Source organism: Labrys sp. ALF-8 (genome assembly GCF_059699065.1).
This window is the reverse complement of record NZ_AP048543.1, coordinates 129,626-142,523: the sequence shown is the minus strand read 5'-3', so window position 1 is coordinate 142,523 and position 12,898 is coordinate 129,626. Positions and strand designations below refer to the sequence as shown.

8 protein-coding genes are annotated in these 12,898 nt (G+C 62.6%); all 8 read left to right on the top strand.

Annotation, left to right across the window (positions count from 1 at the left end):
- Positions 1 to 451: 451 nt before the first annotated feature.
- Entirely contained in the window at positions 452 to 2,662 is a 2,211-nt protein-coding gene (locus AC6H34_RS34215) for a DUF3141 domain-containing protein (protein WP_497542091.1), read from the top strand.
- A 106-nt stretch (positions 2,663 to 2,768) separates the two neighbouring features.
- Positions 2,769 to 3,728 carry a phosphate acetyltransferase gene (locus tag AC6H34_RS34210; RefSeq protein ID WP_497542090.1) on the top strand — a complete coding sequence of 320 codons (960 nt, stop codon included), beginning with the start codon at positions 2,769 to 2,771 and terminating at the stop codon, positions 3,726 to 3,728.
- 3 nt (positions 3,729 to 3,731) lie between these two features.
- On the top strand, positions 3,732 to 4,937 hold the full coding sequence (locus AC6H34_RS34205) for an acetate/propionate family kinase (protein WP_497542089.1): 1,206 nt from the start codon (positions 3,732 to 3,734) through the stop codon (positions 4,935 to 4,937).
- 80 nt (positions 4,938 to 5,017) lie between these two features.
- Entirely contained in the window at positions 5,018 to 5,803 is a 786-nt protein-coding gene (gene fabI / locus AC6H34_RS34200) for an enoyl-ACP reductase FabI (RefSeq protein ID WP_497542088.1), read from the top strand.
- Between the two features lie 421 nt (positions 5,804 to 6,224).
- A complete protein-coding gene (locus AC6H34_RS34195; protein ID WP_497542200.1) occupies positions 6,225 to 7,823 on the top strand; it encodes an L-serine ammonia-lyase in 1,599 nt (532 codons plus the stop codon).
- Between the two features lie 127 nt (positions 7,824 to 7,950).
- Positions 7,951 to 10,212 carry a formate C-acetyltransferase gene (gene pflB / locus AC6H34_RS34190; protein WP_497542199.1) on the top strand — a complete coding sequence of 754 codons (2,262 nt, stop codon included), beginning with the start codon at positions 7,951 to 7,953 and terminating at the stop codon, positions 10,210 to 10,212.
- Positions 10,199 to 11,038: a pyruvate formate-lyase-activating protein gene (pflA, locus tag AC6H34_RS34185; protein ID WP_497542087.1), complete on the top strand. Its 840-nt coding sequence runs from the start codon at positions 10,199 to 10,201 to the stop codon at positions 11,036 to 11,038. The genes pflB and pflA overlap by 14 nt, the downstream gene beginning before the upstream one ends.
- A 101-nt stretch (positions 11,039 to 11,139) precedes the next feature.
- Positions 11,140 to 12,708 carry an aspartate:alanine exchanger family transporter gene (locus AC6H34_RS34180; RefSeq protein WP_497542086.1) on the top strand — a complete coding sequence of 523 codons (1,569 nt, stop codon included), beginning with the start codon at positions 11,140 to 11,142 and terminating at the stop codon, positions 12,706 to 12,708.
- Positions 12,709 to 12,898 lie beyond the last annotated feature (190 nt).

Here is a 12,898-nt window from a genome sequence, read left to right as displayed (position 1 = left end):
AGAAGACTCTCGAGTTTGGGTGCTTTTGGGATGAGGCGTCATCAGAGATTCTCAGCGTCCCTGATAGCTCTGATTGCACTCCACTCTTCCTGCTCCAAGGATTGAATCACAGGCACCTTAATCTCCAACGCCTCCGATTTAATGGCAATATAGCAGATTCTAGATTGATTTTTCGCGCATAAAGCCTCAATATATCCATGATATACTCAGATAATGTAAGTATAAAATATCATTTTACATAATTGCGTGAAATTGCATAAATTACAATTGTACCTACGTACAATGTCATAATTTTCTACAATTCATTTTAACATTATATTTAAGCATTAGATCTCCGCTGACAGACCCGGTTTGTGTCGTGATACTGCCGCGTTTTGAATCGTCTGCGGGCAAATCAGTTAAGCGAGAAAGAATGGATTTCAAAGTAACCCGGCCACTGCAGGAGGGTCGAATGGCAGAGCCGCAAAAGCGAGCGAGTATACCCACGTTTTCCGATGCCCTTGCCTATTACTGCGACGCATGGCAGCGGTCGGTTCTCTTTCTCGACACGATGCGCAAGCGCGCAGCGCAATATGATCGACAGGCTTCGCAACTCGCGCCCAACGTCCTTGATTACCAGGCCGAGCTGATCTGTGACGGCCGCACACTCCCACGGCCGGTTAACTACCTTCTGGCACGGATCGTCCCTCCCGCTGGGATCGTCGTCGATGCCCACAGGCGGCCTTTCGTGGTGGTGGATCCGCGTGCCGGCCATGGACCTGGCATTGGCGGATTCAAGGCAGACAGCGAAATCGGCGTGGCAATGAAGGCGGGACATCCTTGCTACTTCATCGGCTTTCTGCCCGACCCCATGCCCGGCCAGACCATCGAGGATATCGCTCGCGCCGAAGCCCGGTTCCTGGAAATGGTGATCGAAAGGCACCCCGATGCAGAGGGAAGACCCTGTGTCATCGGCAACTGCCAAGCCGGCTGGGCAGTGATGATCCTGGCGTCGCTTCGCCCCGAACTCTTTGGACCGATCATCATCGCCGGCACGCCCCTGTCATACTGGGCGGGCATCAAGGGGCAGTTCCCGATGCGATATACGGGCGGCCTGTTGGGCGGCAGCTGGCTGACGGCCCTGGCCGGGGACCTCGGCGCCGGCATCTTCGACGGTGCCGCGCTGGTGCAGAATTTCGAGAACCAGAACCCCGCCAACACCCTCTGGTCCAAGCAATACAATCTCTATTCGAAAATCGATACGGAGGCGGAGCGCTATCTCGGCTTCGAAAAGTGGTGGGGCGGGCATGTGACGCTCAACGCCCAGGAAATGCAGTTCATCGTCGATGAACTGTTTGTCGGCAACAAGCTCGCCGCCGGCGAAATCCGCACGGCGGACGGCACCGCCGTCGACCTGCGCAACATCCGCTCTCCCATTGTCGTGTTCTGCTCGAGGGGCGACAACATTACCCCACCCCAGCAGGCGCTTGACTGGATCCTGGACCTCTATGAGAGCGTCGACGATATTCGCGCCTATGGGCAGACGATCGTCTATGCCGTTCACGAAAAGATCGGCCATCTCGGCATCTTCGTCTCGGCGGGCGTCGCCCGTAAGGAGCACGATGAGTTCGCGTCCAACATCGACCTCATAGACGTTCTGCCGCCCGGCCTCTACGAGGCCGTTTTCGAACCCAAGGGCGAGGCGGTCTCGCATCCCGACATGGTGAGCGGCGAATGGACGATGCGTTGCGAGGAGCGGACACTGGACGACATTCGTGCCCTGGGCGGAAACGACCTGGAGGATGAACGTCGCTTCGCCGCCGCCGCGCGGCTGTCCGAGATCAACCTAGCACTCTATCGGGCGACGCTGCAGCCCGTGATTCAGGCGACTGTGACGGCGCCAGTGGCGCAAGCGATGCGCAAGCTGCACCCGCTGCGATTGTCATACGAGGCTTTCGGACATCGCAATCCGTTTCTCGATTGGGTCGACACGGCGGCCGAAAGCGTTCGGGAACAACGACTGCCTGCCGCCGCCGGCAATCCCTTCCTGGCCCTGCAGGAGCGAGCTTCGCAGCAGATCGTCGAAGGCCTCGAAACCTGGCGGAAGATGAGCGAGAAACTCGCGGAAAACACGTTCCTCGCCATTTACGGCCTCCCCGGACTCCAGGCTGCACTGGGCATCGACGTCAAGTCCCAGCAAAGGCCACGCAAGGCGGCCCGGAGTCTCCTGCACAGCAAGCTCCTCGAGGCTCGCATCGCAGAGCTGCGCGCAGGAATGACGACCGGCGGCCTGCATGAGGGCCTGGTACGGGCGCTCATCCATGTCGGCATGGCGCGCGGGGGGCCGGACGAACGCAGCTTCGAGGCAATCCGCCGCATCCGCGTGATGCGCCCCTCTGAGCAGCAGATGACCTTGCAGGCGTTCAAGAAACTGGTCCGTGAGCAATATTACATGCTGCTCATCGATGAAGAGACGGCACTGGCGGCAATACCGGGACTGCTCCCGGACGGGGCGGAAGAGCGCACAGCTGCCTTTGCGACATTGCGCGAAGTACTGGAAGCGCGCGGCGCACTCACCGGGGCAGGAGCCGAGCGGCTGGCGACAGTAGCACGGCTATTTGGAGTGGCGGTCGAGCCAGTTCCTTTCGCCCAGCCCCAACCATCGAAGCGCAAGGCCTTGTAACCGCACAGGGAAGGGCGCTTCGCAGCGTCGCGGCCTTGTTTTCCGATGTCCCTCGCCTCGTTTCGGTACCGGCAAATCGAAAGACCGTTTTTTGAGGAATTCACACATGCCCGCTCCATCGGCCAAGGAGGCAGAACTCTCGAAGTACGATCGGCTGATTGCAGCTGCCCGTAGTCACGAGCCCGCCGTAACCATTGTTGCGCATCCCTGCGATGAAACGTCCCTTCGCGGAGCGATCGACGCGGCGGCCGAGGGACTGATCGAGCCGGTGCTGGTCGGGCCCAAGGCCAAAATCCTCGCCGTCGCCGCCGAGCACGGCATCGACCTCTCCGCTCACGAGATCGTCGATGTCCCGCACAGCCACGCCGCCGCCGCAAAGGCGGTGGTGCTGATCCGGGAGGGGAAAGGCGAGCTCCTGATGAAGGGGAGCCTGCACACCGACGAACTCATGCGCGAGGTGGCGGCGTCCGCCACGGGCCTGCGCACTGGACGGCGGATCAGCCACGTCTTCGTCATGGACGTACCTGGGCATCCCGAGACGCTGTTCATCACCGATGCCGCGATCAATATCTTTCCCGATCTCGATGCCAAGCGCGACATCATCCAGAATGCCATCGATCTGTGGACCGGCATCGGCTTGGGCACACCTCGCGTCGCGATACTGTCCGCCGTCGAGACGGTGACCGCCAAGATCCCCTCCACCATCGAGGCGGCCGCCCTGTGCAAGATGGCTGACCGCGGCCAGATCACCGGCGGAATTCTCGAAGGCCCCCTGGCCTTCGACAACGCGATCAATCCTGAAGCGGCCCGCATCAAGCAGATCACCTCGCCCGTGGCCGGGCACGCCCAGATCCTGGTGGTGCCCGATCTCGAGGCGGGCAACATGCTGGCGAAGAACCTGACCTTCCTGACCCATGCCGACGCCGCCGGCGTCGTGCTCGGCGCTCGGGTGCCCATCGTACTGACCTCGCGGGCCGACTCGGTACGCACGCGCCTCGCCTCCTGTGCGGTGGCGGCGCTTTACGCAGTGGCGCGGCGCCGTGATGCTGCGATTGGAGTGGCCTGAGCGATGGATGTCATTCTCGTCGTGAACGCCGGATCTTCCAGCCTCAAGTTCCAGGTCTTCGCGATCGGGGGAGGCGAACTGATGCGTCAACTGCGCGGCCAGATCGACGGCATCGGAACGCGGCCGCGTCTGCGCGCCAGAGGGACCGACGGCTCGGTGCTGGTCGACCAGACCTATGCAGCCCCAGAGGTTCCGGATCTCCAGGCGGCAACGGCGATAGTCCGCGTATGGCTTCGCGACCACGGCGGTTTCAAATTGAGGGCTATCGGTCATCGAGTGGTGCATGGGGGCCCCAATTACGACCGGCCGGTGCGGATCGATGCGGACGTGCTGGCGCGCCTCACGGCTCTGGAAGACCTGGCACCGCTGCATCAGCCCAACAATCTCGCACCGATCCGGCTGGCGATGAGCATCGACTCATCCGTGCCGCAGGTCGCCTGTTTCGACACCGCCTTTCACCGCGGTCATCCTCCCCACACCGATTGCTATGCGCTGCCCCGTGCGCTCTATGATGAAGGCGTTCGTCGCTATGGCTTTCACGGTCTCTCCTACGAATATATTGCGGAGCGGCTTCGGAGCGTGGAACCCGATCTCGCGGGTCGGCGGGTCATCGTCGCCCATCTCGGCAGCGGCGCGTCGATGTGCGCGCTGAACGGGGGGCGGAGCGTTGAAAGCACCATGGGGTTCACCGCCCTTGACGGCCTGCCGATGGGCACTCGGCCGGGCCAGCTCGATCCCGGCGTCGTCCTTTATCTGATCGCTCAGAAGGGCATGCACGCGGCCGAGGTCTCGGACCTGCTTTATCGCGACTCCGGCCTCAAGGGCCTGTCAGGCATTTCCAACGACATGCGGGACCTGCTGGCGAGCAGGGAACCTGGCGCTGCCTTTGCCATCGACCATTTCATCCATCGCTGTGCCCTGCAAGCGGGCATGCTCGCCGCGTCGCTCGGGGGGCTCGATGCCTTCGTCTTCACTGCGGGAGTCGGCGAAAACGCACCGGCCATCCGCGCACGCATCGCCGACAGGCTTGGCTGGCTGGGCGCGGAGCTGGATCCGGCTGCCAATGAAGCTGGGACTGCGAGGATATCCACGCCCCAAAGCCGTGTCGCGCTCCTCGTCGTGCCGACCGACGAGGAAGTGATGATCGCACGCCATACCTTTGCGCTCGTCGACGCAAGCCCTGGAGGCTCCCAGTCAACACCAAGTTGAAAACGCTCCTCCCTTTGGTCTTCAAACAGGCCGGTGCCCGTGCCACCGCGAGCATAGACCGGCGCGATAGGAAATCTGCCATGCCGCTGCCCACCGTGATAGCAAAGCTCCTCGAAGGCCGCCGGGGATTGATCGTCGGCATTGCAAATGACCAGTCGATCGCCTGGGGCTGTGCCCGGGCGTTTCGAGCTCTCGGCGCCGAGCTGGCGATTACCTATCTCAACGACAAGGCCAAGCCGCATGTCGAGCCACTGGCACGCGAGGTGGAAGCACCGATCTTCATGCCGCTCGATGTCGGCGCAGAGAGCCAGATGGAAGCCGTCTTTGAGCGGATCGGCGCGGAGTGGGGAGAACTCGACTTTGTCGTGCACTCCATCGCCTCCGCCCCCAAGGCTACGCTGAGGGGCCGCGTGACCGACGCATCTCGCGAAGGCTTCCTTGAGACAATGGATATCTCCTGCTGGTCATTCATCCGCATGGCGCACCTTGCCGAGCCCCTGATGAAGCAGGGCGGTACGCTGTTCACCATGACCTATTACGGCTCGCAGATGGTGGTTGAGAATTACAACATCATGGGTGTAGCCAAGGCGGCGCTCGAGAGCGCCGTGCGCTATCTGGCCGCCGAGCTCGGCCCAAATGGTATCCGCGTCCACGCCATTTCGCCCGGTCCTCTCGCAACGCGCGCCGCTTCCGGTATCGCGGAGTTCGACGAACTCCTGGCGAAGGCCAAGGTCAGGGCACCTGCCCGCGAGCTCGTCACCATCGACGATGTGGGCATGGCTACCGCCTTCCTCGCCCATGATGCAGCCAGGCGGATCACCGGCACGGTGCTCTATATCGACGGAGGCTACCACATCATCGATTGAGGATCGATCACGGCGCCTGCGTTCGATGGCGGCGGCGCTCGCCGCATCGTCGGCCGCCCATCAGCGTTCGCTTGGCGCTATTCTTCAAAGCACCTTCCGCCAGACCAAATGGCGGAATTCTGATAGAAATATAGAACGCAAGTTATTTATATATGTACTTTGGGACCATACCCCTCAGTGCAATATACTGCTCTTCATGACACAGGTATGATGGAATAATATTTCCGCAACAGGCCGCTTCGCTCGCGCAGGGGAACCTGTCGCGCCCCTGAGGGGGAACGTCCAGTCTCCAAAACCATCGAAAGTTGCCGGAAAATCGCGGGATGCTCCAGGTCCGAAGCGTTGCGAACGCGACGGAGGCCTAGATCGCAGGCCGACAAGATAAATTCGCAGATCTGTCGTCAAGGGGAGGCAGTTGACCATGATTGATCGGGAGAAGGATCCGGAAAGTCTTTCGCTCTCGCTCGATATCCCTCCAGATGTCGATCGCCGATCTTTCCTCATGCGCAGTGCGGCGATCGGGGCCGCGGCGGTGATGACCGGGCAGGTGTGGACGCCCGAAGCTCGGGCAGCGCAAGCCGCACAGGAAGCCCAGACGCCGGCTCTCGGCGCCACGCTGTCTCCCGACCTCGACACAGTGAAGCGGGCCAAGGGCCCGGTCATGACAGTGCTGGAAGAGTTCTACAAGGTCGGCCCGGGTCCATCGAGTTCCCATACGATCGGTCCCATGCGCATTACCTACGATTTCTACCAGCGCTGCACAAAGCTTCCCCCTGATCAGGTCGCCCAGGCAACGGGCCTCAAGGTTCACCTCTTCGGCAGCCTGAGTGCGACCGGAAAGGGCCATGGCACGGAGCGAGCCGCGCTCGCGGGGCTGGTCGGCAAGGAGCCGGCCACTGTCGATCCCGCCTTCCTCAACGGGATGATGAAAAGCCCGGACAAAACCTATCCGGTGACGCTCGGAGACCGAACCTTCCAGCTGTCGTTGACCGACATCGTCTACGATGCAGCCAAGGGCGATTTCCCCCATCCCAACACGATGACCTGTCGCCTGGTCTCCGGCGACAAGGTCCTCTACGAGCTGGAATATTATTCGGTCGGTGGCGGCTTCATCGAGTGGAAGGGCTATGAACCGCCGAAAAAGGGGCAGCCGAAATATCCCTACGCCACCATGAAAGAGCTTCGCGCTCATGCCGAGGACAACAATCTCTCCATTGCCGGCGTGATGATGGCGAATGAAGTGGCGGTGTCCGGCAAGAGCGAGAAGGAGATCAACGCGTTTCTCGACAAGATCGCGGGCGCCATGCTCGCCACGGTCAAGTCCGGCCTCTCGGCCAAGGACGACGTCCTGCCTGGACCCATCAAGCTTCACAGCAAGGCGGCCACTGTGTGGGAACGCGCGCACAGCGTCGCCTATGAAAGCGACCGGGCCATTGCGCTCGTCGCCGCCTGCGCACTCGCGGCCTCGGAAGAAAATGCACGCGGCCATATCGTCATCACCGCACCGACCGGCGGCTCCGCCGGCGTCATGCCCGCCATCGTCTACGCGCTCGTCGAGAGTAAGCGCAGGGTGGCGATGGACAAGGTGCGGCGTGGGCTGATGGCGGGAGCGGCGATCGGCTACCTGTGCAAGCACAATGCAACGCTGGCCGGCGCGGAAGGGGGCTGTCAGTCCGAGATCGGTGTGGCCTCGGCCATGTCGGCGGCCTTCATCGCGGAGGTCATGGGCGCATCGCCGCTGGTCACCGAGAACGCGGCGGAATCGGCCCTTGAGCACCATCTCGGCATGACCTGCGACCCTGTGGCCGGCTACGTCCAGGTGCCCTGCATCGAACGCTGTGCCTTTGGTGCGGTCAAGGCATGGACCGCTTTCTCGATCGCGACGAACGAAATTGCCTCGCGTCACCGCGTCGACCTCGACACGACCATCAGGACACTGGCCGACACCGGGCGGGACATGTCCGCCAAATACAAGGAAACGAGCGAAGGCGGACTGGCCGCCAACCTCGTTCTTTGCTGAACAACAACCGGCACACAGGGGCGTTGCGGCGCCTAGCAGGGAGGTCCCGATGCAAGGGGATGTCGCGGCAGCTCGCCAATCGAGCGATCAGCCACCCGCCGTCGAAAAGCAAAGAGGCAGCGAGACCATGACCGGGGATGCAGCCCCGTCTCCTGGTGCCGGCCCCGATCCCTGGGTCGGTTTTGCTGCAGGCCGTTGGAAAAAGGTGATCGACGTACGCGATTTCATTCAGCGCAACGTCACGCCCTATCATGGCAACGAGTCCTTCCTGGCCGAGCCGACCGAGCGCACCAGGGCGGTGTGGGCCAAACTGCAGCCCTATTTCAAAGAGGAGATCCGCAAGGGTGTCCTCGATGTCGACGCCAGCACCCCGGCGTCGATCACCTCGCACGAGCCGGGCTACATCGACCGTGCAAACGAGGTCATCGTCGGCCTCCAGACAAATGCGCCCTTCCGCCGCGCCATCATGCCGCTCGGCGGGCTGCGCATGGTGGAGGCCGGGCTGAAGTCGGCGGGGGTCGACCCCGACCCTCTCGTCCACGAGATCTTCAGCAAATACCGCAAGACCCACAATGACGGTGTCTTCGACGCCTACACCCCCGAGATCATGGCCTGCCGGCGCAGCCACATCATCACCGGCCTGCCGGACTCCTATGGGCGCGGGCGGATCATCGGCGACTACAGGCGCGTGGCCCTCTACGGCACGGACAAGCTCCTCGCCGCCAAGAAGGCCGAGCGGGCGCTGCTCGACGCGCGCTGGCCAAGCGACGAGGTGATACGCGAGCGCGAGGAGCTCTCCGAGCAGATGCGTGCGCTCACCGACCTGACGACCATGGCGAAAACCTATGGCTGCGACATTGAGCGGCCGGCCGCCGACGCCCGGGAAGCCGTGCAATGGACCTATCTTGGGTATCTCGGCGCCATCAAGGAAGCAAACGGCGCAGCGATGTCAATCGGCCGCATATCGTCCTTTCTCGACATCTACATCGCGCGGGATCTCGCCAGAGGCGTTCTCGATGAGAGCCGCGCCCAGGAATTGATCGATCAACTCGTCCAGAAGCTGCGCATCGTACGCTTCCTGCGCACGCCCGAATATGATGCGCTGTTCACCGGCGACCCATACTGGGCAACGGAGTGCATCGGCGGCGTCGATCTCAACGGACGCCCACTGGTGACGCGCACCAGCTTCCGCGTCCTCCACACGCTGCGCAATCTCGGCCCGGCGCCCGAGCCGAACATCACCGTGCTGTGGTCGCGGCAATTGCCGGAGCCGTTCAAGCATTATTGCCTGCGTATCTCCGCCGACACTTCGTCGATCCAGTATGAAAACGACGATCTGATGCGTCCGTCCTGGGGCGACGATTACGGCATCGCCTGCTGCGTCTCCGCCATGCGCATCGGCAAGCAGATGCAGTTCTTCGGCGCGCGCGTCAATCTCGGCAAGTGCCTGCTCTACGCCATCAATGGCGGGCGGGACGAGATCAGCGGCGTGCAGGTCGCGCCGGAGGTGCCGGCCGTCGAGGGGGATGTGCTCGACTATGACGACGTCATGGCCAAGTTCGACCAGATGATGGAGTGGCTGGCGCGGACCTATGTCCATGCCATGAACTGCATCCACTACATGCACGACAAGTATTACTATGAGCGCCTTGAAATGGCGCTGCACGACGCCGAGATCCTGCGCACCATGGCCTTCGGTATCGCCGGCCTCTCCGTGGTCGCGGACAGCCTGTCGGCGATCAAATACGCCAAGGTGAAGCCGATCCGCCGCGAGGACGGCCTTGTCGTCGGCTATGAACGGACGGGCGACTTCCCGATCTATGGCAACAATGACGATCGGGTCGACGGCATCGCGGTGGACCTGGTCTCCAGCTTCATGACCAAGATCCGCAAGCACCAGACCTATCGCCATGCGGTGCATACCCAGTCGGTGCTGACGATCACCAGCAACGTGGTCTACGGCAAGAACACCGGCGAAACGCCGGATGGACGCAAGGCCGGCCAGCCTTTCGCCCCCGGCGCCAATCCGATGCATGGCCGCGACAGCCATGGCTGGCTCGCCTCCTGCCTGTCGGTGGCCAAGCTCCCCTATGCCGATGCGCAGGACGGCATCAGCTACACCGTCTCGGTGGCGCCCACGGCCAGCCGGATCGATCCGGAGGTACGCATCGCGCAGGCCGTCAAGGTGCTCGACACCTATTTCGGCCAGGGCGGCTTCCACATGAACCTCAACGTGCTCAACCGCGACATGCTCCTGGACGCCATGGAGCATCCGGACAAATATCCGCAATTGACCATCCGGGTGTCCGGCTACGCGGTCAATTTCGTCCGCCTGACACGCGAGCAGCAGATGGACGTGATCAGCCGCACCTTCCATGACGAGGCCTGACGTCATGGTGGAGCAGGCATTGGGCAGCAATCGCCACGAATTGCGCCGGATGCTGTCCCCCGACGCTCCCGAAACCGCCGAGCTCAAGGACACGCGCGGCGATTTCGGCTGGATCCATTCCTACGAGACCGGCTCGACGGTGGATGGTCCGGGCGTGCGCGTCACGGTGTTCATGAGCGGCTGCCTGCTGCGCTGCGTCTACTGCCACAATCCCGATACCTGGCACCTCAAGGACGGCACCAAGGTAAGCATCCAGCGCGCGGAGGAGGTGCTGTCCTCCTACACCGCGCCCTTGCGCGCCATGGGGGGCGGCCTGACGATTTCGGGAGGCGAGCCGCTCGTCCAGATGCACTTCACCAAGCGGCTTTTCGCGGCAGCGAAGCGGCAGGGGTTGCACACGGCGCTGGATACGTCCGGCTTTCTCGGCGCCCGCGCCGACGAGGACTATCTCAAACAGGTCGATCTCGTTCTGCTCGACATCAAATCCTTTGACCCCGCGACCTATCAAAGGGTGACGAAGCAGGATGTCCGCCCGACGCTCGAATTCGCCGAACGCCTGGCGTCTATGGGCAAGCCGGTCTGGATCCGCTTCGTGCTGGTGCCGGGCTGGAGCGATGCGCCCGAGAATGTCGAGGGCATCGCCCGCTTCGTGGCGCCGATGAAGAATGTCGAGACGGTCGAGGTCCTGCCGTTCCACCAGATGGGCGCCTTCAAATGGAAGGCTCTTGGCCTCGACTACGCCCTCGACGAAACCCCCGTGCCTTCCCCGGAGATCGTCGCGCGGGTTCTGGCGCAATTCCGCGATGCCGGTTGTCGAGCAAGGTGAGAACCAAGGCAAAATGCGTTCAAGCCGAACCACCATTCCAACCTGGTTCGCTGAATACGAGCGCATTTTGCAATTCAATCCGAGAATGAGGCGCAATCGCAATGTTTGATCTCGTCCGCACGGTGCTGGAATCATCTCCGCTGCTGGCCCTCTTCATCGCCATCGCCGCCGGCTACGCAGTGGGGCAGGTCACGCTCGCCGGCGTTTCCCTGGGTGCCGGCGCGGTTCTCTTCACGGGCCTGCTGATCGGGGCGATTGCGCCGAAATCAGCGCCTCCCGGACTTGTCGGCACGATCGGCCTGGTCATGTTCGTCTATGGCGTCGGCATCCAGTACGGCCCGCAGTTCTTTGCCAGCCTGCGCGGTCCCGGACTCAAATATATAGGCCTGGCGACCGTCGCCGTGCTCGCCTCTCTTTTCGTCGCCATCGCCGTGTCGAAACCGCTCGGGGTCTCCCTGGCCACCGCCGCCGGGCTTTTCGCCGGATCCGGCACGAGCACGCCGACCCTGCAGGCCGCGCTGGTCGCCGCCGGCAACCAGGATCCGGCCATCGGCTATTCCGTGACCTATCCCTTCGGCGTGATCGGACCGATCGTCCTGATGACGATCATGGCCGGCATTGTAAAACCGCGACTTACGCCGCCGGCAAAGAACATCCGTGTCGCCGAGTTGACTCTCGGAGGAAATGCCGAGGGACGAACGCTCCGCGAGCTCGCGACCGATATACCGGGCGACGTGAAGATCGTGGCGATGCGCCGGCATCACGCCAACGTACCGGCCGACCAGGAGGCAACCATGCACGAAGGCGATGCCGTTCTGCTCGTCGGCAGCCCCTCGAGCATCGGCCAAGCCACGGCGTCCCTGGGCGAAGAAGAGGCAGGCCGCATCAGTCGCGATCGGGCGGATTACGATGTCGCCCGCGTCTATGTGTCGAGGGCCGCCTTCATCGGCAGGGCGATACGCGAGATCACGCTGCCGGATTTTGCGATCGTCATCTCGCATGTGCGGCGTGGAGACGCGGAACTGCTGGCCGTACCGGACCTGACGCTGGAATATGGCGACCGTCTCGTCGTCCTCGTGCCGAGCGGTCGGCAGGAGGAGGTGAGGCGTCATTTCGGGGACAGTATGAAGGGCAACGCCGAACTCTCCTTCGTCTCGATCGGCGTCGGCGTGGCTCTCGGCCTTCTGCTGGGCATGATCCCGATTCCGCTGCCGGGCGGCACGAGCTTCAGCCTGGGCGTTGCGGGCGGCCCGCTCGTGATGGCGCTGATCCTCGGTCGGCTGGGGCGCAGCGGCCCTATCGGGTGGCGAATTCCGGTCGTCGCGAACCTAGTGCTCAGGAATCTCGGCCTTTCCATTTTCATCGGCTGCGTGGCGATCGGGGCCGGCGCGCCTTTCGTCGCAACCGTCGCCTCGAACGGCATCCAGATCCTGCTCGGTGGGGCCCTGGTCCTGATAACCCTCGTGCTGGTCGTGCTGGCCGGCGGCTACCTGCTGAAGATACCCTTTGACGACCTGCTGGGCGTTTGCGCCGGCTCGACCGGAAATCCGGCCATCCTTGCATCGGCAGGGCGGCTCGCGCCGACGGAGCGGCCCGACATCGGTTACGCCATCTGCTTTCCGAGCATGACCATCGTCAAGATAATCGCCGTGCAGGTCCTCCTGAGCTGATGCGGATGCAAGGTCACCTGCCGCGAGGGCTCCACCTCAAACAAATTGAGGAGAAAGAGCCATTGTCCTTTCGGGCAGTGCCTGATGGTACAATTCAAACCTGTTTTGGCTCCGGTAAGATCGGATGGCGCTCCCCGCACTCCTTTATCCTGCCTGCCGTCATTGGCTTCCTCTCTCCAAATCGTCGATT